Annotated in this window: 17 protein-coding genes; 16 read left to right on the top strand and 1 reads right to left on the bottom strand. The window is 63.7% G+C overall.

The features are described from left to right. Nucleotides 1–60: 60 nt before the first annotated feature. From ACV4UZ_RS03955 to ACV4UZ_RS03935, 5 genes are all read left to right on the top strand, one after another. Nucleotides 61–2,337: an ATP-dependent helicase gene (locus tag ACV4UZ_RS03955; RefSeq protein WP_491599631.1), complete on the top strand. Its 2,277-nt coding sequence runs from the start codon at nt 61–63 to the stop codon at nt 2,335–2,337. Between the two features lie 109 nt (nt 2,338–2,446). Further along, the gene (locus ACV4UZ_RS03950; RefSeq protein ID WP_491599630.1) at nt 2,447–3,346 is read left to right on the top strand and encodes a 50S ribosomal protein L11 methyltransferase; all 900 of its coding nucleotides are present in this window, start codon (nt 2,447–2,449) and stop codon (nt 3,344–3,346) included. 289 nt (nt 3,347–3,635) lie between these two features. After that, nucleotides 3,636–5,675 (top strand): EAL domain-containing protein, encoded by a 2,040-nt coding sequence (locus tag ACV4UZ_RS03945; RefSeq protein WP_491599629.1) that lies wholly within the window; start codon nt 3,636–3,638, stop codon nt 5,673–5,675. Between the two features lie 92 nt (nt 5,676–5,767). Beyond that, a complete protein-coding gene (locus ACV4UZ_RS03940) occupies nt 5,768–6,259 on the top strand; it encodes a prolyl-tRNA synthetase associated domain-containing protein (protein WP_491599628.1) in 492 nt (163 codons plus the stop codon). 79 nt (nt 6,260–6,338) lie between these two features. After that, nucleotides 6,339–6,992, top strand: a complete 654-nt coding sequence (locus ACV4UZ_RS03935) for an MlaC/ttg2D family ABC transporter substrate-binding protein (protein ID WP_491599627.1) — start codon at nt 6,339–6,341, stop codon at nt 6,990–6,992. Nucleotides 6,993–7,098: 106 nt separating this feature from the next. On the opposite strand, the gene ACV4UZ_RS03930 is transcribed toward ACV4UZ_RS03935, so the two are convergent. Then, nucleotides 7,099–7,587, bottom strand: a complete 489-nt coding sequence (locus ACV4UZ_RS03930; protein ID WP_491599626.1) for a hypothetical protein — start codon at nt 7,585–7,587, stop codon at nt 7,099–7,101. 137 nt (nt 7,588–7,724) lie between these two features. Here ACV4UZ_RS03930 and guaA point away from each other — a divergent pair, with 137 nt between their 5' ends. The 11 genes from guaA (at nt 7,725) to ACV4UZ_RS03875 (ending at nt 22,283) form a co-directional block, all read left to right on the top strand. After that, nucleotides 7,725–9,281, top strand: coding sequence for a glutamine-hydrolyzing GMP synthase (guaA, locus tag ACV4UZ_RS03925; protein WP_491599625.1), 1,557 nt, complete (start codon nt 7,725–7,727; stop codon nt 9,279–9,281). Between the two features lie 134 nt (nt 9,282–9,415). Continuing rightward, nucleotides 9,416–10,471 carry a tyrosine-type recombinase/integrase gene (locus ACV4UZ_RS03920; protein WP_491599624.1) on the top strand — a complete coding sequence of 352 codons (1,056 nt, stop codon included), beginning with the start codon at nt 9,416–9,418 and terminating at the stop codon, nt 10,469–10,471. A gap of 225 nt (nt 10,472–10,696) precedes the next feature. Next, complete coding sequence (locus ACV4UZ_RS03915) at nt 10,697–11,377, top strand: recombinase family protein (protein ID WP_491599623.1); 681 nt, start codon at nt 10,697–10,699, stop codon at nt 11,375–11,377. After that, nucleotides 11,364–12,137, top strand: a complete 774-nt coding sequence (locus ACV4UZ_RS03910; RefSeq protein WP_491599622.1) for a DUF3102 domain-containing protein — start codon at nt 11,364–11,366, stop codon at nt 12,135–12,137. Before ACV4UZ_RS03915 ends, ACV4UZ_RS03910 begins: the two co-directional genes overlap by 14 nt. A gap of 53 nt (nt 12,138–12,190) precedes the next feature. Further along, a complete protein-coding gene (locus ACV4UZ_RS03905) occupies nt 12,191–13,477 on the top strand; it encodes a hypothetical protein (RefSeq protein WP_491599621.1) in 1,287 nt (428 codons plus the stop codon). Between the two features lie 59 nt (nt 13,478–13,536). Next, nucleotides 13,537–14,295 carry a hypothetical protein gene (locus ACV4UZ_RS03900; protein WP_491599620.1) on the top strand — a complete coding sequence of 253 codons (759 nt, stop codon included), beginning with the start codon at nt 13,537–13,539 and terminating at the stop codon, nt 14,293–14,295. A gap of 75 nt (nt 14,296–14,370) precedes the next feature. Further along, a complete protein-coding gene (locus ACV4UZ_RS03895; RefSeq protein ID WP_491599619.1) occupies nt 14,371–17,718 on the top strand; it encodes a DEAD/DEAH box helicase family protein in 3,348 nt (1,115 codons plus the stop codon). Next, nucleotides 17,715–19,223: a type I restriction-modification system subunit M gene (locus ACV4UZ_RS03890; protein WP_491599618.1), complete on the top strand. Its 1,509-nt coding sequence runs from the start codon at nt 17,715–17,717 to the stop codon at nt 19,221–19,223. Before ACV4UZ_RS03895 ends, ACV4UZ_RS03890 begins: the two co-directional genes overlap by 4 nt. Continuing rightward, a complete protein-coding gene (locus tag ACV4UZ_RS03885; RefSeq protein WP_491599617.1) occupies nt 19,220–20,401 on the top strand; it encodes a restriction endonuclease subunit S in 1,182 nt (393 codons plus the stop codon). The genes ACV4UZ_RS03890 and ACV4UZ_RS03885 overlap by 4 nt, the downstream gene beginning before the upstream one ends. After that, nucleotides 20,401–21,387: a hypothetical protein gene (locus tag ACV4UZ_RS03880; RefSeq protein ID WP_491599616.1), complete on the top strand. Its 987-nt coding sequence runs from the start codon at nt 20,401–20,403 to the stop codon at nt 21,385–21,387. Before ACV4UZ_RS03885 ends, ACV4UZ_RS03880 begins: the two co-directional genes overlap by 1 nt. Beyond that, nucleotides 21,384–22,283 (top strand): DUF5655 domain-containing protein, encoded by a 900-nt coding sequence (locus ACV4UZ_RS03875; protein WP_491599615.1) that lies wholly within the window; start codon nt 21,384–21,386, stop codon nt 22,281–22,283. Before ACV4UZ_RS03880 ends, ACV4UZ_RS03875 begins: the two co-directional genes overlap by 4 nt. Nucleotides 22,284–22,386: the final 103 nt, after the last annotated feature.

Here is a 22,386-nt window from a genome sequence, read left to right as displayed (position 1 = left end):
AATGCAGGAATAGCGGGAACGGGCGTTGCACCACCGGATTGCTTCCGCCAATATCCGCCCATGTCCGATCCCTTCGCCCTTGACGACGAGGCGCATCCCGCGCCCCCCTCCCCCCGTGCTTCCGGTCCCCGGACGGTGCCGCCCGACGCCCCCTGGCTGAGGGGGCTGAACCCCGAGCAGTTCCAGGCGGTGACCACCACCGACGGGCCGGTCCTGGTGCTGTCGGGGGCCGGTACCGGCAAGACCAAGGTGCTGACCTCGCGCCTCGCCCATATCCTGGCCTCCGGCCTGGCCCAGCCCTGGCAATGCCTGGCGGTGACCTTCACCAACCGCGCGGCGCGCGAGATGAAGGAACGGGTGGGCCAGCTGGTCGGGCCGGTGGCCGACGGCATCTGGCTGGGCACCTTCCACTCGCTCTGCCTGCGCATCCTGCGTTCCCACGCCGAGGCGGTGGGGCTGTCCGGCGACTTCACCGTGCTGGATGCCGACGACCAGATGCGGGTCCTGAAGCAGGTGATGGCCGACGCCCACGTGGATTCCAAGGCCACCCCGCCCCAGGGGCTGATGGCCACCATCCAGCGCTGGAAGGACCGGGCCGTCACCCCCGACAAGGCGGCGGCGGACGGAGGCGCCGAGGGGCAGGCCAAGGCGCTGTACCGCGCCTATCAGGAGCGGCTGAGGGCGCTCAACGCCTGCGACTTCGGCGACCTGCTGCTGCACGTGCTGACCGTGTTCCTGACCGATGCCGAGGCGCTTTCCCGCTGGCAGGGCCGCTTCCGCTACCTGCTGGTGGACGAGTACCAGGACACCAACGTGGCCCAGTATCTGTGGCTGCGCCTGCTGGCCCAGACCCATCGCAACATCTGCTGCGTCGGCGACGACGACCAGTCCATCTATTCCTGGCGCGGCGCCGAGGTGGGCAACATCCTGCGCTTCGAGAAGGACTTTCCCGGCGCCAAGGTGGTGCGGCTGGAAAGCAATTACCGCTCGACCCCCCATATCCTGGCGGCGGCCTCGGCGCTGATCGCCAACAATGCCGGGCGGCTGGGCAAGACGTTGCGCCCCGGCCTTGCCCACGACGACGACGCCATCGAGAAGATCCGCACCATGGCGGTGTGGGACGGCGAGGCCGAAGCACGGCTGGTGGTGGACGAGATCGAGGCGCTGCAGCGCCGGGGCGAGAAGCTCGCCTCCATGGCCATCCTGGTGCGCGCCGGCTTCCAGACCCGCGAGTTCGAGGAACGGCTGATCACCACCGGCATCCCCTATCGGGTGGTGGGCGGTCCCCGCTTCTACGAGCGGCTCGAGATCCGCGACGCCATGGCCTATCTGCGCCTCGTGGTCTCGGCCTCGGACGGGCTGGCCTTCGAGCGCATCGTCAACACGCCGAAGCGCGGCCTGGGCGAGGCCGCCATCCAGACCATCCACATGGCGGCCCGCGCCGAGCAGGTGCCGCTCTTGGAAGCGGCCCGCCGGCTGGCCGGCACCGACGAGTTGAAGCCCAAGCCGCGTCAGGCGCTGGCCAGGTTCGTCGAGGACGTGGACCGCTGGCGCTCGCTTCTCGATTCCATGCCCCACGCCGAACTGGCCGCCACCATCCTCGACGAATCCGGCTATGTGGACATGTGGAAGGCCGACAAGTCGGCCGACGCGCCGGGCCGGGTGGAAAATCTGAAGGAACTGGTGGCGGCGCTGGAGGAATACGACTCGCTCGCCAGCTTCCTCGAGCACGTGGCCCTGGTCATGGAAAACGATTCCAGGGCCGAGGCCGACAGCGTGGTGATCATGACGCTGCACGGCGCCAAGGGGCTGGAATTCGATTCGGTGTTCCTGCCCGGCTGGGAGGAGGAGGTCTTCCCCCATGTCCGCGCCCTGTCGGAATCCGGCACCAGCGGGCTGGAGGAGGAGCGCCGCCTGGCCTATGTGGGCCTGACCCGGGCGCGCAAGCGGGTCCTGGTCACCTTCGCCGCCAACCGCCGCATCTACAATCAATGGAAGTCGCAGTTGCCGTCCCGCTTCGTCGAGGAACTGCCCGAAGCCCATGTGGAGCGCTCGGGCGAGCGCGGCCTGTATGGCGGCGGGCTGGCGGAATCCAAGGCGGCCTGGAACGACCCCGCCTGGAGCCGCGCCCGCTTCGGCCAGCCGCGCCGCGAGGCGACCGCTCCCGTCCTGGCCAAACCCCGCCAGAGCGAGGGCGGCTTCACGCCGGGCCGGCGGGTCTTCCACGACAAGTTCGGCGCCGGTACCGTGCTGTCGCTCGACGGCAACAAGCTGGAGATCGCCTTCGACAAGGCGGGAACCAAGAAGGTGCTCGACAGTTTCGTTTCTTCGGTCTAACACGCCCGAACTGTCATCCTGAACGCAGTGAAGGATCTTTCACCCATTGGTGCCTGAAAGATCCCTCGCGTGGCTCGGGATGACATCACCAGCAGCGAGAGCCTTACCCATGCCCCCCGTTTTCCCCGACATCTGGCGCCTGCGCCTCACCGTTTCCATGGAGACCCTTCCGGTGTTCGAGGAGGTGTTCGAGCGCCACGCCGAGGCGGTGACCATGTTCATGGAGGATCGCTCGGGCATCTCGGACGGCGAGTGCGACTGGTTCCTGGAGGGCTTCTCCCGCACGCCGCCCGACCGCGCCGCCATCGTCTCGGCCCTGTCGGCGGTGGCCGCCGCCAACGGCATCGACGTGCCGCCCCTGGGAATCGAGATGCTGCCCAACGTGGATTGGGTGCTGGAAAACCTGCGCGACTTCCCCCCCATCGCCGCCGGCCGTTTCTTCGTCCACGGTTCCCATTGGGACGGCAAGCCGCCGGTGGGGACCATCGGCATCGAGATCGACGCCGGCACCGCCTTCGGCTCGGGGGAGCACGCCACCACCCGGGGCTGCCTGCTGGCCCTGGACGCGCTGGGCAAGCAGCGGCGGCGCGCCAGGGTGCTGGACCTGGGCTCGGGCTCGGGCATCCTCGGCATCGCGGCGGCCAAGCTGTGGGCGGCCAAGGTGATCTGCACCGACATCGACCCCTCGGCGGTCAAGGTGCTGGCCGGCAACGCCGCCAACAACGGCGTCGGGCGCCATGTCACGGCCGTGGTCAGCGACGGCTACCGCAATCCGGCGGTGGGCGGGGGCAAGCCCTACGACCTGATCTTCGCCAACATCCTGGCCCGGCCGCTGTGCCGCTTCGCCCCCGATCTGGCCGCCCATCTGGCCCCCGGCGGACTGGCGGTCCTGTCCGGCCTGCTGGAGCGCCAGGAACGCATGGTGATGGCCAATCACGAGAAGCAGGGGCTGACCCTGCGGCGCCGGATCCTCATCGACGGGTGGGCCACCCTGGTCATCGGTCGCTGACCCGGATTCATACCTTAGTCCGTCAGTCATAGCGTCTATGACCTGAGAAACCGGCATGGGGCGACCTACCTGTGCTCAGTGGTTTCCCTGTTAGGACAAGGGCATGCGGGTCGAGGTGCGCATCCAGGGCCGTTCCGTGGCGCTGTCCATGGCCGGGGCGGAAAAGATGCCGACCTCGCAACAAATTGCCACAATTCATTGCGTTCCGTCGAAATGTTGGACATCCATGGCCTTGATGAGTATCAAGGGCACGGGGATAGGGCGTTGATCTGATGTGTTCCGGGGGGAAATGGACAACGTGACAATCAAGGCCAGGATCAGCATCACCCGCGTGGTGTTTCTGCTGTCCCTGACGGCCACCGTGCTTGCGCTGGGTGTGGTCGTCCTCATTTCCGGCCACGTGCGTGAAAAGTCGGTACACGACCTCGCCCGCGACGAGGCGCGGCAGACCTCCACACTGGTGTTCGAGACCCTTTACGCCGCCATGCGCAAGGGCTGGTCCAAGGACGAGATCAACGACGTGATCTTGCGGCTGCAGAACGCGCTTCCCGACCTGTCCATCCACGTGATCCGCGGCCGTCCGGTGATCGAGCAGTTCGGCGAGATCGGCAACGACGCGGCGCTGGTCAGCATCGACCCCGTGCTGCGCGAGGTGTTCGCCACCGGCAAGGAGACGCTGCTGCCCAGTCCCACCGGCATCCGCTACCTCTATCCCCTGACCGTCAAGGAGGAGTGCCTGGCCTGCCACACGGCGGCCAAGGTGGGCGACATCAACGGCGTCATCGACATCGTCTATCCGGTGCATGCCCTGAAGGTATCGCTGGACTACGTTCTGAACACGGTGCTGGCCTATTTCTTCGCCATCCTGCTGCTGCTGTCGGTGGCGCTGTACTTCAAGCTCAAGATCTTCGTGGCCAAGCCCATCACCAGCATGGTCGGGCTGATGCAGGAGATCATCCAGCACACCGACCTGTCGCGCCGGGTGGAGACCAACGGCATCATCTCCGAGGTGGCGGACCTGTCCGACTACTTCAACAAGCTGCTGCGCACGGTGGAGGAATACCAGCACCGGCTGGAGGACCTGTCCATCCGCGACCCGCTGACCCGGCTTTACAACCGCCGCAAGTTCGACGAGTTCCTCGACCACGAGATCGACCGCGCCCAGCGTCACGGGCACCCGTTCTGCGTCGCCCAGATCGACCTGGACGACTTCAAGAACATCAACGACACCTTCGGCCATCCCATCGGCGATCTGGTGCTGAAGGAACTGGCCAGCGTGCTGCACCGCGAGGTGCGGCGCACCGACGTGGTGGCCCGGGCGGGCGCCGACGAGTTCTCGGTGCTGCTGCCCGAGACCACCATGGAGGAAGGCATCGCGGCGGCAGAGAAGCTGCGCCAGGCCATCGCCGATTGCCAGCTGGGCCTGCCGGTGGGCGGCGTCCGGGTGACCGCCAGCATCGGTCTGGTGAGCTATCCCGACAACGCGGGCGACGCCCAGAGGCTGGCCATCGCCGCCGACGTGGCCAGCTACAAGGCCAAGCGCTCGGGCAAGAACCAGGTGGCGGTGATCGGCGAGGGCGAGGATTCCACCGTCGCCATCTTCAGCCAGGGCGAGATGGTGCGCACCGCCCTGGCCGAGGGCCGCCTGGTGCCGTTCTTCCAGCCCATCGTCGCCTCCGCCGACGGCTCGGTCGCCGCCTACGAGGTGCTGGCCCGGGTGGTGGACGGCGATCAGGCGGTATGCGCCGGCGACTTCATCGAATCGGCCGAGGAACTGGGGCTGGCCGGCGAGATCGACGCCGCCGTGTTCGACGGCGCCCTGGCCGCCATGGCGGCGGGCAAGCTGGGCGACGCCAAGATCTTCGTCAACCTGTCGGCCAAGAGCCTGACCGACCGCGAGCGGATGATGGCCATTCCGCGGCGTCTGGCCGAGGCGGGCGTCGCCGCCAACAGGGTGGTGCTGGAAATCACCGAGCGCGAGGCCCTGCCCCATTTCGGCGACATCGTCGCCATGATCAACGAGTTGCGCTCGACCGGGCTGGGCTTCGCGCTCGACGATTTCGGCTCGGGCTTCTCGTCGTTCCTCTACCTCAAATACATCACCGTCGATTACGTCAAGATCGAGGGCAGCTTCATCCGCCACGTGGTCACCGACGAGCGCGACCGCATCATGGTGGAGCACATCCACTCCATGGCGCGGCGCTTCGGCATGACCACCATCGCCGAATTCGTCGAGGACGAGGCCACCATGGTGTTGCTGCGCAAGATGGGGATCAACCTCTGCCAGGGCTTCCACATCGCGGTGCCCAAGCCTATTGATAAGCTGTGACGGAGGCGGGCCGGACGCCCGCGCTCCGAAACGCCGATGCCTTGCCAGGAGCGCGGCCGTCCCGGCCGCATGGCTGCGGGAGTGATGTGCGCATGTCAGGAGCCACGCCCGACGACCTGTTCGCCCTGTTCGACCGCCTGGACATCCGGACGGTCACCCACCGGCACGCGCCGGCCTTCACCGTCGAGGAAGGACACCGGGTGTGGGGCGCCATCCCCGGAATTCACTGCAAGAACCTGTTCCTCAAGGACGGCAAGGGGCGGCTGTGGCTGGTGGTGGCCCCCGCCGACCGGCGGGTCGACCTCAAGGCCCTGCCCGAGAGGATCGGCGCGGCCCGCCTCTCCTTCGGCTCGGCGGCGCTGCTGGTCGAGGTGCTGGGAATCGAGCCGGGATCGGTGACCCCCTTCGCGGTGATCAACGATGCCGGGCATCGGGTCTCGGTCGTCCTGGATTCCTGGATGATGGCGCAGGACCAGATCAACTACCACCCGCTGCGCAACGACATGACCACCACGCTGACTCCAGCCGGGCTGACGCGGTTCCTCGAACACACCGGGCATGTCCCCCTGTTGGTCGATCTATAGCGGGGGTATTGCCCTGCCTCCCCCGTTTGCGTTATTTCCTGTCCGGCAAATGGTCTTTTGACAGGGGACGTGTCCGATCATGGCGATGACCTTCCTGCGGCGAATCACGGCGGCGGTGGTGCTGGCCCTCGGCTTGTCCCTGCTAGCGGGTGCCGCGCGGGCGGCCGACGTGGAGCAGGGGCGCCGGGTGGTGCAGAGCGCGGTGGACGAGGGAATCTCCACCTTCGTCGGCAAGAAGCATCCGCTGGCCGAACGCAGCCGGCTGCTGGACGACCTGCTGCGCCGCTATGTGGACCCGCCCATGCTGTCGGCCAGCATCCTCGGCCGCTATTGGACCAAGATCGGCCCGGCCGAGCAGAGCGCCTTCTCCGAGCTGTTCGTGCGCTATCTGGTCAGTTCCTATGTGAGCATCCTTGGCCGCGCCGAGGCCGGAACCACGCTGAAGGTCACCGAGGGACTGGATCTGGGCGGCAAGGTCAAGGTGCTGTCCACCGCCGCGCTGCCCTCCCAGCCGGGCGTGCCCATTCCGGTGGAGTGGGAGGTGGCGACCACCGCCGACGGCAAGCCGGTGATCATGGACCTCAACGCCCAGGGCGTCAGCCTGATCCGCGCCATGAAGGACGACTTCGCCTCGGTGCTGCGCTCGTCGGGCGGCAAGATCGAACCGCTGATGGAGGCCCTGCAGCGCAAGATCGAAGCCAACGACAAGGCCAACGCCGCCCTGGCGGGGTGAAACGGGATGTCACCCTGAGCCGCAGGCGAAGGGACTTTCAGGAGAGGATGGTCGTCGTCTCTGGCTGAAAGATCCCTCGCATCCACTCGGGATGACGGGTCAAACCTCACCCGCCCAGATAGACCAGCGTCTCGCCTTCCTTGAACTGGCCCGAAACGGCGAGGTCCTTGAAGAAGTCCGCCACGCCGCGCGCCGGGCCGGTCAGGGCGTTGATGGGGCCGGGCTTGAGGCCCAGGCCGTGGGCCTTGAGCAGCCGGGGCTCGGCCTCCTTGGTGGCGAAGTACAACACCACGTCGTCGCCCTTGGGCGCCGCCATCAGGGTGAGACGCGCCGCGTCCACGTATTGCACCAGGAACAGGCCGGGCGCCAGGCGGGCGGCGCGGGCCTTGCCGGTGGGGCCGTCCGGAGTGGCCACGTCGTACTGCCTTTCCGCCGCGTTCCAGCTCACCCGCACCTCGATTCCGTCGGGACGGCGGTAGCGGCCGTCCTTGACCCCGTCCACCCGGATGGAGGCGGACGCCGAGACGGTCTCTCCCTCGACCTGATAGCAGGCGGGCAGCAGCAGCAGGAGCAGCAGGGCGGCGAAGCGGCGCATGGGCGGGGGTCCTTCCGGCAGATTTCGCCCGGACCCTAGCATCGCCGGGCATGGGGTGGAATTGACCTCGGCCAAGTACTTGTTACGCTTCGGGCGAATCGCTAAAGTCCGGCCCTTGTATCCCCCCGGAGGAAGTCATGTCCGAGCGCATCCTGATCGTCGATTTCGGCTCGCAGGTGACCCAGCTGATCGCGCGCCGCGTGCGCGAAGCCGGCGTCTACTGCGAAATCCACCCCTTCAACCGGGTGAGCGTCGACAGCATCCGCGACTTCGGCCCCAAGGGCGTGATCCTGTCGGGCGGCCCGGCCTCGGTGGCCGATTTCGGCAGCCCGCGCGCGCCGCAGGGCCTGTTCGACATGGGCCTGCCCATCCTCGGCATCTGCTACGGCCAGCAGACCATGTGCGAGCAGCTGGGCGGCAAGGTGGAGCCCGGCCACCACCGCGAATTCGGCCGCGCCATGCTGAGCGTCTCGGGCGAGCCCTGCGCCCTGTTCGACGGCATCGCCGCCAAGGGCGACGAGGTCCAGGTGTGGATGAGCCACGGCGACCGCGTCACCGCCATTCCCGCCGGCTTCAAGGTCGTCGCCACCTCCGAGGGTGCGCCCTTCGCCGCCATCGCCAACGCCGGCAAGCGCTTCTACGGCGTGCAGTTCCATCCCGAGGTGGTGCATACCCCCATCGGCAAGCAGCTGCTGTCCAATTTCGTCCACAAGATCGTCGGCTGCGCCGGCGACTGGACCATGAAGGCCTTCCGCGCCCAGGAAATCGCCAAGGTCCGCGCCCAGGTGGGGTCGGGCCGGGTGATCTGCGGCCTGTCGGGCGGCGTCGATTCCTCGGTGGTGGCGGCCCTGCTGCACGAAGCCATCGGCGACCAGCTGACCTGCGTGTTCGTCGATACCGGCTTCATGCGGGCCGGCGAATCCGAGCAGGTGGTCAGCGTCTTCCGCGACCGCTTCAACATCAAGCTGGTGCACAAGGACGCCTCGGAGCTGTTCCTGGACAAGCTGGCCGGCCTGACCGACCCCGAGAAGAAGCGCAAGATCATCGGCGCCACCTTCATCGACGTGTTCGAGGAAGAGGCCCGCGCCGTGGGCGGCGCCGACTTCCTGGCCCAGGGCACGCTGTATCCCGACGTGATCGAAAGCGTCAGCTTCACCGGCGGCCCCTCGGTGACCATCAAGAGCCACCACAACGTGGGCGGCCTGCCCGAGCGCATGAACATGAAGCTGGTGGAGCCGCTGCGCGAGCTGTTCAAGGACGAGGTCCGGGCGCTGGGCCGCGAACTGGGACTCCCCGAGGAAATGGTCGGCCGCCACCCCTTCCCCGGTCCCGGCCTCGCCATCCGCGTCCCCGGCCAGCCGCTGACCCGCGAGAACCTGGACATCCTCCGCAAGGCCGACGCCATCTATCTCGACGAGATCCGCAAGGCCGGCCTCTACGACGAGATCTGGCAGGCCTTCGCCGTGCTGCTTCCCGTCCGCACCGTCGGCGTCATGGGCGATTCCCGGTCCTACGACTACGCCTGCGCGCTTCGCGCCGTCACCTCCACCGACGGCATGACCGCCGACTTCTACCCCTTCGACATGGCCTTCATCGGCCGCGTCGCCAACCGCATCATCAACGAGGTCAAGGGCATCAACCGCGTGACCTACGACATCACCTCGAAGCCGCCGGGCACCATCGAGTGGGAGTGATTTTTCAAGGGGTTAGCCTTTGGCGCCCCTTTCCCGCTCACCTTTGAAACAGCCTGTTCCGAGAGCCTGACCAACCACTGGGGGCGATTTTGGGGGTACCCCTCCAAGATCGCTCCGGTCAGGAGTTACGGAGCATGATCTACAAGCGCGAAACCTCGCCCCACTGGGTGATCGAGTTCACCTTCCAGGGCCAGCGTTACCGCAAGTCCAGCGGCACCAGCAACAAGGCGAAGGCTGAAGCCGTCGAGCGACGCTGGCGCAAGGAACTGGAAGACTATTCCCTGCTCGGCAAGCCCCGCGAGATGACGCTGGGCGAGGCATTGGACCGCTACCTCGAGACGGTCCTAAAGCCCAAGGGGAAGCCTCGATCCGTCCGCAGCGACCAGTACGGCCTGGAGATCATCAGGCGCGGCCTGAACGACCAGACCCGCCTGCTGGACCTCAAGGCTCCCGCCATCGCCGACTTCCGCGACGGACTGATCGCGCAGGGAAAAGCCCCCGCCACCGTCAACCGATACCTTGCGCTACTGAAAGCAGCCCTGCGGCTGGCACATTTGGAATGGGGCGCTTTGCCGTGCGTTCCGCCGATCCGTCTTCTTCGCCTTAACAATGCCCGCCATCGCTGGCTGACCAAGGGTGAAGAGCGGCGTCTGCTGGAGGTTGCAGCCCCGCATCTGCGAGATCTGATCATCTTCCTGATCGACACCGGAGCCCGGCGCAGCGAAGCCACGGGGCTGACATGGCGCTTCGTCGATCTGGAGCGCAATGGGCGCGGGACGGTCTCCTTCATGGATACCAAGTCCGGCAAACCCCGTTCGGTCCCGTTGACTAAGCGGGTCAGGGAGATGCTGGCGAGCTGGAAGACCGACACCACCAAGCCCGACGACCGGGTCTTCCTTTATCGCCCGATGGGACGCGGCGATGGTCAATGCAAGCGCCCCGGAACCCCTCGCCCCTTCGGCTTTCCCTATGAACCGTGGAAGACGGCACTCACGCGGGCCGGTCTGGAGGACGTTCACCTCCACGACCTCCGCCACACCTTCGCCAGCCGTCTGGTGATGCGGGGTGTACCGCTGGTCACGGTCTCCAAACTGCTGGGCCATGCCTCCATTCAGATGACCATGCGCTACAGCCATCTGTCCATGGACGCCTACGATGATGCGATCCGGGCGTTGGAAACGGCAGCGTAGAGACCACCTCCGATTATTTTGGGCCGCATTTCTGAGCGGCCTCTCGATGAAGCGAGGCGGTGACTTTCCCCCCGTATGGGGGTGGGTCACCCATCGCCCTGCGTTGGCAGCCTTGGCCATTGACCGTGCCGCTTCGCCCAACTGTTACATGCACAACGAACGTTGACGTTTGTAACGTTGTGGCTGTAACGTTCCCGAAAGCCACATCAACCAAGGGGGGCGGCGATGGTCCGTTACGTCACCTACAAGCGCGTCAGCACCAAGGAGCAAGGGCGGTTGGGTCTGGGCCTCGCCGCCCAGGAACGTGACATCCGCCTGTTCCTGACCACCTACAGCCCGGAACCATGGGAGGTGATCGGCGAATTCGTGGACGTGCAGTCCGGGGCCGACGACAGCCGCCCGGAACTGGACAAGGCCATCGCCCAGGCCAAGAAGGAACGGGCGGTGTTGCTGGTGGCCAAGCTGGACCGCCTGAGCCGCAAGGTGTCGTTCATCGGCAAGCTGACTGACGACCCCAAACTGGACTTCAAGGTCGCGCAAATGCCCAACGCCGACAAGTTCCAGCTCCACATCTACGCCGCCCTGGCCGAGAAGGAGCGCGACTTCATCAGCCAACGCACCAAGGCTGCCTTGGCCCAATCCACCAAGAAGCTGGGCGGAATGCGCGATGCCACCATGAAACGCAACGCGGTCCTGAAGGAACAGGCCGATCAGCGGGCGGGCAAGCTGGCCGGTATCGTCCTGCCGTTGCGGCAGCAAGGCAGCAGCTTGCGAGAGATCGCAGCCGCCCTAAATTCTGCGGGCCTCGCCACGCCTCGCGGTGGGGAGTGGCAGGCGGCGCAGGTCAAACGATTGTTGGAACGACTGGAAGGGGGAACGTGTGAACCAACACTTGGTCAGCCTTGATGCTCTGGCGATCAGGATCAACGAACAGCAAGAGCAGATCGAACAAGCCTGGGGCATGACCCTGGAACTTGCCAAGCAGGCCGGGGAGATGTTGATCGAGGCCAAGCGCCTTGCCGGTCATGGCAAATGGCTGCCGTGGCTGGAAGCCAATTGCCGGGTCTCCGCCAGCATGGCCGAGAAGTACATGAAGATCGCCAAGGGCTGGGACATGCTGGCGGCGGGAAATCCGGAACACGTTCCGAATTTGAGCATCCGCGACGCGGTCAAGCTACTGGCCAAGCCCCGCACTCCCAAGGCCGAAACCCCGCCGACCATCGACGCCGAGTTCTCGGAGGTGGTGGCGGAACCCACACCTCCATCAGACCCGCTGTCCACCTTGGTCGATCAGTTGGAAGCCGAGTTCCTGAGCATCGCCTTCAAGGAACGGGAAGCTGCCGTCGAACAGGTCATTGAACGCCTGAGCGCCTTCAGGGATAGGCATTGCGCCAAGACCACGACGTTGGCCCAGATGCGCCAAGCGTTTCCCGGGGTGGGATATCGTGATCTGCGGGAACAGGTGGCGGGTTTGATCCTGCGACGGCAATACGCCCGCATACAGCGCAATGACCACGGCCAGGGATGCATCCGGACGGAATGGGCCGAGGAGTTTGTCCAGGCCCAGAAGGACAACGACTGGAAAGAGGGCGAGCCATTACGGCCTTGGCCCGGTGTGATCGTAAAGCTGTCTCCGGCCAAGGAGCCGACACTTCCGCGCCTGTAACCCTGCCATTCCCTGCGCCGATGCGGGGTGGCTAGTTTGATGACCCGATGCCCATGACCCAACACGACGAAGACGACATCCCCCAGGAACAGCCGACCGACGACCGTCCCTTCAATCCGTTCCGTGCTCCCAAGAGCGCCAAGGCCCAAGGCGTCGTCGCGGACGTGCTAACGCAGCTTCAAAACTACGAACGGCGCAAGGGGCTGCGGCAACGCCAGCGCAAGCCCGCTGACCAACAGACCTTCGAGGCCACGGTGGCGGCCTTGGTCTGCGACCTGCTCCACCGCTTCATCACCAAGCCCACGGGCTGGGTGTCGGTATCGCTGTCCAACCAGGATTTGGGGCGGGCCAGCCGATACCGCGCGGCGGCCATGAACAAGACCCTGCCCACCATCATCAAGCGATTGGCCGAGCCTGAAATGGCTTTCATCGAGATGGAGATCGGCCACCTGGGCTATTTCGGCCCTGCCCGTCGCACGGTGATCAAAGCCGGTTCCCGGTTGCTGACACGGTTGCAAGATCACGGCGTCACCCTGGACGACCTGACCCAGTCAACGGGGCGAGAGATCATCATCCTCAAGCAGGCCAAGGGCGATTACTGGGACGAAGGCGGCTTGGTCGAATACGCTGACACCGACCAGACCCGGCAATACCGCGACGAGGTGCAGACCATCAACGCATGGCTGGCCCAGGCGGACATCCAGTTCGATGGCGACCCGGCAGTCGATGACACCGACCGCTTGTTGCGCCGTTACTTCAGCCGGGGATCGTTCCAAAGCGGCGGGCGTCTGTTCGGTGGCTTCTGGCAGTACCTGTCGAAGTGGCAGCGGCACAAGGGCCTGCTGATCGACGGTGAGGAAGTGACGACCCTGGATTTCGGCCAGATGGCCCCGCGCATCCTGTACGGCATAACCAGAGTTCCGGCACCGACCGCCGACGCTTATCTGCTACCCGGCCTGGAAGGCCACCGCGAGGGCGTGAAGAAGGTGATGAACGCCCTGCTGTTCGCCGACAAGCCTTTGACCCGCTTCCCTGCCGACACCAAGAAACTGTTCCCGAACCGCCTGTCCTTTGCCCAAGTGGTCGAGGCCCTGCAACAGTTCCACGCCCCCATCAAGCATCTGTTCTTCACCGGCATCGGCCATCAGGTCCAGTTTGTGGAAAGTGAAATCCTGGTGGATGTCCTTCTGGTCTTGAAGGCGGAGGGGATTGTCGGTCTTCCCGTCCATGATGCGGTGATCGTTGCCAGATCATCCATTCCCCTGGTCACCAAGATCATGTTGGATACCTTCAAATCACATACTGGTGTTGATGGGATGGTCTCTGTGGAGAGGGATTGATGGTGGTGGTCACTGTCCAATACAGCTTCACCCTTCTCCTTATGAGGGACTCGTAAGCCATGACCAGCCCCGAGACGACCCGCCGCCGCAAGCAAGAGGTCAAGGCCAGGGCAGCGAAACCGAACCACATGTTCGGCTATTGCCGGGTTATGGGCTGCGGCAAGCCCGCCCGTGCCGGCACCGATGACGGTCTGGATACCCGCTTCTGCCGGTCCCATGCCGAGCATTACCAACGCCACGGCAGCCCGTTCAAGCGGTCCTATACCGGCAAGGAGTTGTTCCCGTATCGCCGTGCGGCGCTGAAATGGCTGAAAACCAATGCCGAGCTGTTCTGGGTCAAGAACGCCATCGACCGGGTGCGGGGCCTGTATCAAAGCGCAGGTCCCCACATCGAGGCTTTCCGTCTGCGTGGTCTTCCGCCCCAAGACCGGGCCAAGGCCCACTGGGCGCGGATGCGCAAAGCCGAGATCGACCCCACCCAAGTGGTCGCCGCGTGGCTGGCCGTCGAGATGATCACCGCCGACGATCCGCAACCCGCGAACACACCAGAGTTCCGCCGCGTCCAGGCCGCCAAGATCATCCACCGCATGGCCAGCGGCACCCACAAGCGATGGGAGCGCGAAGTCGCCGATCCCGATTGGTCGGGTCTTCGCACCAAAACGGTGGTCGAGGAAAAGCACTGGTATCCCCGCAGCCGGGGCCGGGTGTTGCGCCACATCGGCGAAGACATCGAACAGGCAGTGGAACTGCTGGCCCAGCATCATCTGACCGAGATCAGGGCCTGCATGACGGAAACGAAGACGATAACAGGCCTATAGGGCTTGCGCTGTAGTCTGATCTATGTTTGATCGTATGGGTGGTAATGGTCGCGGTCTAACAATCATCCGGTCGAAATGCAGTCGGTGAACTTCGAGATACTGCGCCAGCAGCGCCCGGCCTTGGCCGAACTCGGTGGCTTCGCCGAGCACTACCTGCATAGCGACCCGGCAAGTTCGCTCACCAAGCTGCGGATTTACGGCGAGCAGATCACCAAGGCCATCTATTGGGAATTGCGGCTGAGACCGCCCATTGACGCCACCTTCGACCGCTTGCTGGCCGAACCGGATTTCAAGCAGGCGCTGCCCCGCGTTGTCCTCGATAAGCTTCATGTCCTGCGCAAGGAAGGCAATAAGGGCGCCCATGGCGGTCAGGTAGTGCCCGACCGGGTGCCGTGGGTGGTGGAAGAAGCTTTCCAGCTTGGCGCCTGGTTCCTGGTGCGCTTTCTGGGCAGCAAGCCCAACGACATCCCGCCCTTCAAAGCCATTCCCAAGCCTGCGGCCACCAAGCCGGAAACCGATGCCGCCCGCGAGGCGCTGGAGGCGCAGCTTGCGGCCCTGGTGGCCGAGCGCGACGCCCTGAAGCAGGCCTATGAGGCCCAGGCGGCCCAGCCTGACACCCAGGCCAAGGGGCAGCAGACCGCCGACGCCCTGAAGTTCGACGAGGCCACCACCCGCCGCCGCATGATCGACGTGGCCCTGGCCGATGCCGGTTGGAAGGTGGGGGCCAAGGGACAGAATACCGACGAGGTCGGCCAGGAGGTCCCGCTTACCGGCCAGCCGACCAATGCCGGCAATGGCTATGCCGATTATGTGCTGTGGGACGACGACCACAAGCCGCTGGCGGTGATCGAAGCCAAGAAGACCACGGTCAGCCCCGAGACCGGGCGCAAGCAGGCCGAGCTATACGCCAACGCCCTGGAAAAGCAGTACGGCCTGCGCCCCGCCATCTTCACCACCAACGGCTACGACATCTGGCTGTGGGACGACGCTGGCGGCTACCCGGAACGCAAGGTCTTCGGCTTCTATTCCAAGGACAGCCTTCAGCATCTGGTCCGTTTCAAGCGCTCCGCCAAGGAACCGCTCAACACGCTTTCCGTGAACCCGACCATTGCCGGTGGTAAATACCTTTATCAGGTCGAGACCATCAAACGCGTCACCGAGGCCTTCACCAACAAGCACACCAAGGCCTTGATCGTCCAGGCCACCGGCACCGGCAAGACCCGTGTCGCCATCGCCCTGGTCGATCTGTTGAACCGGGCCAAATGGGTCAAGCGGGTGCTGTTCCTGTGTGACCGTAACGAGTTGCGCAAGCAGGCCAAGGTCGCCTTCACCGACCATTTGCCGGGCGAGCCCCTGGTGGTGGTCAAAGCCAGCACGGCCAAGGACCGCACCAAGCGCATTTATCTGGCCACCTACCCGTCCATGATGAATGTGTTCCAAAGTTTCGACGTGGGCTTCTTCGACCTGATCATCGCCGACGAAAGCCATCGCTCGGTCTACAACGTCTATGGCGATTTGTTCCGCTATTTCGACGCCTTGCAGGTGGGACTGACCGCCACCCCGGTCGAGTTCATCTCGCGCAACACCTTCGGCCTGTTCGGCTGCAAGAACCAGGACCCCACGGCGGCCTATACCCTGGAAACCGCCATCGCCGAGAAATGGCTGATCCCCTACGAAGTTTACAGCCACACCACCCAATTCCTGCGTGACGGCATCAAGTATGACGAGCTGTCGGACGCGCAGAAGCAAGAGATCGAGGACGATCCCGATACCGTCGAGCACGAGGCGGGCGAGATCAGCGCGACGACTTTCAATAAGGACACCGAACGCCAAATTATCCGCAACCTGATGGAAAACGGTATCCGCGACGCGACGGGCCAAATGGTTGGCAAGTCGGTGATCTTTGCGCGAAGACATGAACACGCCGTCTTGCTGGAGACCTTGTTCAACGAGATGTACCCGCAATTCGGTGGCAAGTTCTGCCAGGTCATCGATAATTACAATCCTCGGGCTGAGGCGTTGATCGACGACTTCAAGGGTCGCGGCACCAACGACGATCTGACCATCGCCATCTCGGTGGACATGCTGGACACCGGCATCGACGTGCCCGAGATCGTTAATCTGGTCTTCGCCAAGCCGGTGAAGTCCCGCGTCAAGTTCTGGCAGATGATCGGGCGCGGCACCCGCCTGTGCCCCGATCTGTTCGGCCCTGGTCAGCATAAGAGTGTGTTCCGCATCTTCGATCACTGGGGCAATTTCGAGTACTTCGCCCAGAACAAGCCCGAGGCCGAACCCACCGTATCCAAGCCGCTGATGCAACGCCTGTTCGAGGCCCGCCTGGACCTAGCCGAAACCGCCCTGAACGCCGCCGAGATCGACGACTTCAACGCCTCGGTCAAACTGATCGAGGCTGACGTGCGGGCGCTGCCCGAGGACAGTATCAGCGTCCGCGAACGGCTTTTGGACATCCACGCCTTGCTGCAAGACGGCGTCATCGAGGCGTTCGACCCCGCCACCGTTCAGGCGCTGAAATCTCGGGTCGCGCCCCTGATGCAATGGGTCAATGTGCGCGGCGCCGCCGATGCCCTGGCCTTTGACCTGCTGGTGACCTCCCTGCAGACCGAGCATCTGAGGAAGTCCGCCACCTTCGAGAATTTGAAGGCCGAATTGGTCAATGCGGTCAACGGCCTTCAGATGAACCTGAACCAGGTGAAGGCCAAGGCCGACAGCATCAAGCGGGTCAAATCCACCGCCTTCTGGGGCTCGGTCACCGTCGCGCAGTTGGAAGAACTGCGCCGCGACCTGCGCGGCATCATGCAGTTCCGCCAAGGCACCGGCGGACCCAGCCCGCACAAGACCCGCATCTACGACATCACCGAGGACGAGGAGCTGATCGAGACGGGAAAGCGCAGCTCCAACCTGATTTCCGTGGACCTTGCCGCCTATCGGGCGCGGGTCGAGCAGGCGCTGGCCGAGTTGTTCAATACCGACCCGACGCTGAAGAAGATCAGGGCCGGGCAGCCCGTCACCCAGTCGGACCTTGAGGCCCTGGTGTCGCTGGTGCTGACCCGCCACCCGGATGTGGATTTGCACACCCTGACCGAGTTCTTCCACGACCGCGCCGCGCCCCTGGACCTGCTGATCCGCCGCATCGTCGGCCTGGACCCCGAGGCGGTCAGGGAACACTTTGCCGCCTTCGTCCAGGCCTATCCTGGCCTGACCGCCAACCAGACCCAGTTCCTGCAATTGCTGCAAAACCACATCGCCCAGAATGGCGGTATCGAGCTGGCGCGGCTGGCCGACGCCCCCTTCACCCACCTTGCCGAGGACGGCATTTTCGGCGTATTCCCCAGCGACGACCAACGCGACCAATTGCTGGCCGTGATCAAGACGTTTTTGCCTGAAGGACCCAGCCCGCAATGATCACCGGGGAATTGAAAAGCCGTATCGACAAGCTTTGGGAAGAATTCTGGACCGGCGGTATCACCAACCCGCTGACCGTCATCGAACAGATCACCTTCCTGATGTTCGCCCGCCTGCTGGACATGGCCGAACAGAAAAACGAGCGCAAAGCGACCCTGGGCGGCGTTGACTTCGCCCGCCTGTTCGGCCCCGATCAGCAGCATCTGCGCTGGTCGCAGTTCAAGAATTTGGGCGGCCCGCAGATGCTGCCCCTGGTCCGCGACGAGGTCTTCCCCCATTTCCGCAACGCAGGCACGGATGGCGCCACCTTCGGCGAATACATGAAGGACGCCCAACTGCTGATCCAGAAGCCCAGCCTGCTGGTCTCGGCGGTCAACATGATCAACGAGCTGCCCCTGGGCAATGCCGACACCAAGGGCGACCTTTACGAATACCTGCTGTCCAAGCTGACCACGGCGGGCATCAACGGCCAGTTCCGCACCCCACGCCACATCATCCGCTTCATGGTGGAGATGCTGGACCCGGCCCCCACCGAGACCATCGGCGACCCCGCTTGCGGCACCGGCGGCTTCCTGGTCGGTGCCATGGAGGTCCTGACCGAGAAGTTCACCTCCCCCCAGGGTGTGCTGGTGGATGCCGACGGCAACAAGACCTTTACCGGCGACCTGCTGGAACCCCACCGCGATTTCATCCGCAGCGGCATGTTCCACGGCTTCGACTTCGACGCCACCATGCTGCGCATCGCGTCGATGAATTTGATGCTGCACGGGGTCGAGGCCCCGGACATCCATTATCAGGACACCCTGTCCAACAGCTTCCCCGACAATTTCCCCGGCCATGCCAGGAACGCCCTGGACATCATCCTGGCCAACCCGCCCTTCAAGGGCAGCCTGGACGCCGAGGACGTCCATTCCAGCCTGCTGGCCAAGGTCAAGACCAAGAAGACGGAACTGTTGTTCCTGGTCCTCATTCTGCGCATGTTGAAGCTGGGCGGGCGCTCCGCCACCATCGTCCCCGATGGCGTGTTGTTCGGCAGCAGCACCGCCCATGTGGCCCTGCGTCAGATGCTTCTGGACGAGAACCAGCTGGAAGCCGTGATCTCGTTGCCTTCCGGCGTGTTCAAGCCCTATGCCGGTGTCTCGACCGCCATCCTGGTCTTCACCAAGGGCGGCAAGACCGACAACGTCTTCTTCTATGACGTCCAGGCGGATGGCTTCTCGCTGGACGACAAGCGCGACCCGGTCAAGGACAACGACCTGCCCGACGCCCTGGCCCGCTGGAAATCCCGCGACCCGGCCAAGGACACCGACCGCACCGGCAAGGCGTTCTTCGTGCCCGCCGAGGACATCCGCGCCCAGAAATACGACCTATCCCTGTCGCGCTACCGCGAGACCGTGCATGTGGAAGAGGAGTTCGACCCGCCCAAGCTGATCCTGGACCGTATGAAGGCCCTCCATGCCGACATCGCCAAGGACATGGCCGAGCTTGAGGAGATGCTGGGGTGACGGCCAAGACCATTCCCCTAGGAGACATCTGCTCAATTACGGGGGGCGGCACCCCCGACAGGAGCGAGCCTTCTTATTGGGGCGGCGCGATCCCTTGGGCCTCAGTCAAGGACATGACGGGCCTGTCCCTTGATCGAACGGTCGAGACGATCACGCCCGAAGGTGTGGCCAACTCAGCAACCAATTTGATCCCAAAAGGGCAAATCATTGTCCCCACGCGAATGGCGCTTGGGAAAGCAGCAGTCAATGACGTGCCATTGGCGATCAACCAGGACCTGAAGGCGCTGAAGCCAAAGGCCGGTTGGGACACGCGGTTCCTGTTGTGGTTCTTGCTGTCCAAAGCCTCCTATCTGGAAGGGCGTGGGAAAGGGGCCACGGTCAAAGGCATCACCCTCGATGTGCTGCGTGAGCTTCCAGTGCCTGACTTGGACATCAGCGAGCAACGCCGCATCGCCGCCATACTGGACAAGGCGGATGCCATCCGCCGCAAACGCCAGCAGGCCCTTGCCCTGGCCGACGACTTCCTGCGCTCGGCCTTCCTGGAGATGTTCGGTTCTCCCGTGGTGAACCCACACGGGTGGAACTGTTGCCCTTTAGAGACGGTCGTTGCTTCGATTGACACAGGTTGGAGTGCCAAGGGCCTGGACCGCTCCGCTAGCTTTGATGAGGTTGGCGTCCTCAAGATCAGTGCTGTTACGAGTGGGCGATACCTACCCGATGAGAACAAGGCGGTTGAGATCGTAGAGGCCGGGCGCTCCCTGTTTACGCCCAGGAAAGGTGACCTGTTGTTCAGCCGGGCCAATACCCGTGAGTTGGTCGCGGCCACCTGCATAGTGGATCGCACGGTCGAAAACGTCTTTCTGCCGGACAAGCTTTGGCGCATTCGCCTGAAGTCCCAAAGGGTAACGCCGGAGTATCTAAAGTTCGTACTCTCCGACCCGACTTTCCGAGAGGGCCTATGTTTCAAGGCAACAGGAACCAGTGGGTCTATGCTCAACATCTCCCAGGGCAAACTTCTTGAAACCATGATTCCGCTGGCTCCGCTAGATCGACAACAGACGTTCTCGCAACTCTTCTGGCGTGTGGAGACGGTGCGGGCCCAAGCTGTCGAGCAGACGGAGAACGATACTTCACTGTTTGCCTCCCTCTCGCAACGCGCTTTCCGTGGAGAGCTCTGATGAAAAACGGCATCATCGGCTCGTGGGGATACTTTGGGGAGGACGTTTTCCGTGAGCTTGCCAACCCCACCAAAGTGCCAGTGCCTCCAGCCGATGTTTTTGTCGAGATCGGCATCCTGCTAGTTCGCGCGGTGGAAAAGCGCTTCCTTCGCTGCGCAGAAGTGCTTCAGAACGAGTTTGCGCGAATTTTATTGATTGATGATGAGAAAGCTGTGGGCGAAGACCAATTGACCGCCGAAAACAAACAGCGCTTTCAACAAATGTCCGATGAACTCGCGGAAAAGCTGAAAATTTTCAAACAGCCGTTTGAAGCCGTCGATGATGCCGAGCATGCCGACCAAGCCTTGGACGTCCTCCACTACACTGAACTCCCTGATTTCGTAACCGAGGCCGACATCCTCGTGTTTCTTGAAGCGACCTATGGGATGTTGCGGGATGAGTATGAACCAGCCTGGGCCGAAGAGTTCGCCCGGCTGGTCGGCAACTTCATCGAGAAGTTCCATCTGCCTTACAAGCTCCGTCCAGCCTTCCGCCTGATGCCGTTGATTTCGGGGCAGGCTGTTCGGATTTACGACCTCATCGAACAACAGTCCGGGCCTTACGGTGACCAACCCGAACTATGGCGGGCCTTCGAGGAGGCCTATCATCAACTTGTCCGAAACCAGGGGGATCATAAAACCCCAATTCACAAGATGACCTCGTACCTAGAAGCCGTCGCGGCAGACAAATTGGCCACTGAGCGCGATAGTCTTGGGGAGGTTCTGAAATCTTACGAGAACAAGAAGGTGTTTCCCCACAAGGGAACAATAACTGGCAGCCTGGATAAGCTTTATGGCTTTACCTCGAATTATCCCGGAATTCGACATGCAGGCAGGCCTGCATCCAGAAATCGCGATCTGTCTGAGGATGACGTTACAATGCTCTCCCTGTTGCTATTCGTCTGGTCCGGCTACCTTCACACCTTGCCCGTGGAAGCCAAGCCATGAGCGACATAAAGCTGTTCCGCCTGTCCCCCTCCGGCCCGATCGAGATCGCTGGGTCTTCGGCGGCGCTGGAGAAGTCGCTTCAAACCTTGATCGAGAAGCACCTGGAGGCTTTTCTGGGGGTGCGCTTCCTCGCCACGGAATACAGCACCGGCAAGGACCACGGCGGGCGCATGGACACGCTGGGCATCGACGAGAATGGGTGCCCGGTGATCATCGAATACAAGCGGTCCAGCAACGAGAACGTCATCAACCAGGGCCTGTTCTACCTGGATTGGCTGATGGACCACCGCAAGGATTTCGAGTGGCTGGTAATGGAGAAGTACGGCAAGGACGCCGCCGCGTCGGTCGAGTGGTCCTCGCCCCGCCTGCTGTGCATCGCTGGTGACTTCACCAAATACGACAGCCACGCGGTTAAGCAGATGAACCGCAACATCGAACTGATCCGCTATCGCCATTACGGCGACGACCTGTTGCTGCTCGATCTGGTCAACAGCACCGCCGCCCCTGTGGCGCCCGTCGTCCCCGTGGCCGGGTCGAGGACCAAGACCGTCACCGAGTACCTGGCCCAGGCCGACCAGGAACTGAGCGACCGCTACGAGGCGCTGAAGGCCTGGATGCTGGCCCTGGGCGACGACGTCCAGTTCAAGGTGCTGAAGAACTATTTCGCCTTTGCCCGCATCAAAAACTTCGCCTGTGTCGAGGTCCACACCAAGACCCGCAACCTTCTGGTCTATGTGAAGGCCTATATGGATGCCGTGGTGCTGGAGCCCGGTTTCACCCGCGATGTCAGCGACATCGGCCATTTCGGCACCGGCAACCTGGAAATCACCATCCGCACCATGGACGACCTGGAAAAGGCCAAGGCCCTGATCGAACGCAGTTACGAAGCCTCCTGAACCGCCGCGCAAGCCCCGGTTCGACTGGCTTTGAAGGGGTCTGTACTGGGGGTGATTTTGGGGGTACCCTGGCCCTGAAACAGCCCATATCGGGCACTCAGGC

The organism is Paramagnetospirillum sp., from assembly GCF_058402745.1.
Note: the sequence above shows the minus strand (reverse complement) of the source record. Positions and strands in the feature narration are given on the sequence as shown.

Coding starts and splice junctions, on each gene's coding strand:
- ACV4UZ_RS03955 (WP_491599631.1), top strand. CDS start 61: ATGTCCGATCCCTTCGCCCTTGACGACGAGGCGCATCCCGCGCCCCCC.
- ACV4UZ_RS03900 (WP_491599620.1), top strand. CDS start 13,537: ATGACCAGCCCCGAGACGACCCGCCGCCGCAAGCAAGAGGTCAAGGCC.
- ACV4UZ_RS03930 (WP_491599626.1), bottom strand. CDS start 7,587: ATGCGCCGCTTCGCCGCCCTGCTGCTCCTGCTGCTGCTGCCCGCCTGC.
- ACV4UZ_RS03890 (WP_491599618.1), top strand. CDS start 17,715: ATGATCACCGGGGAATTGAAAAGCCGTATCGACAAGCTTTGGGAAGAA.
- guaA (WP_491599625.1), top strand. CDS start 7,725: ATGTCCGAGCGCATCCTGATCGTCGATTTCGGCTCGCAGGTGACCCAG.
- ACV4UZ_RS03935 (WP_491599627.1), top strand. CDS start 6,339: ATGGCGATGACCTTCCTGCGGCGAATCACGGCGGCGGTGGTGCTGGCC.
- ACV4UZ_RS03950 (WP_491599630.1), top strand. CDS start 2,447: ATGCCCCCCGTTTTCCCCGACATCTGGCGCCTGCGCCTCACCGTTTCC.
- ACV4UZ_RS03920 (WP_491599624.1), top strand. CDS start 9,416: ATGATCTACAAGCGCGAAACCTCGCCCCACTGGGTGATCGAGTTCACC.
- ACV4UZ_RS03915 (WP_491599623.1), top strand. CDS start 10,697: ATGGTCCGTTACGTCACCTACAAGCGCGTCAGCACCAAGGAGCAAGGG.
- ACV4UZ_RS03940 (WP_491599628.1), top strand. CDS start 5,768: ATGTCAGGAGCCACGCCCGACGACCTGTTCGCCCTGTTCGACCGCCTG.
- ACV4UZ_RS03945 (WP_491599629.1), top strand. CDS start 3,636: ATGGACAACGTGACAATCAAGGCCAGGATCAGCATCACCCGCGTGGTG.
- ACV4UZ_RS03895 (WP_491599619.1), top strand. CDS start 14,371: ATGCAGTCGGTGAACTTCGAGATACTGCGCCAGCAGCGCCCGGCCTTG.
- ACV4UZ_RS03875 (WP_491599615.1), top strand. CDS start 21,384: ATGAGCGACATAAAGCTGTTCCGCCTGTCCCCCTCCGGCCCGATCGAG.
- ACV4UZ_RS03880 (WP_491599616.1), top strand. CDS start 20,401: ATGAAAAACGGCATCATCGGCTCGTGGGGATACTTTGGGGAGGACGTT.
- ACV4UZ_RS03905 (WP_491599621.1), top strand. CDS start 12,191: ATGACCCAACACGACGAAGACGACATCCCCCAGGAACAGCCGACCGAC.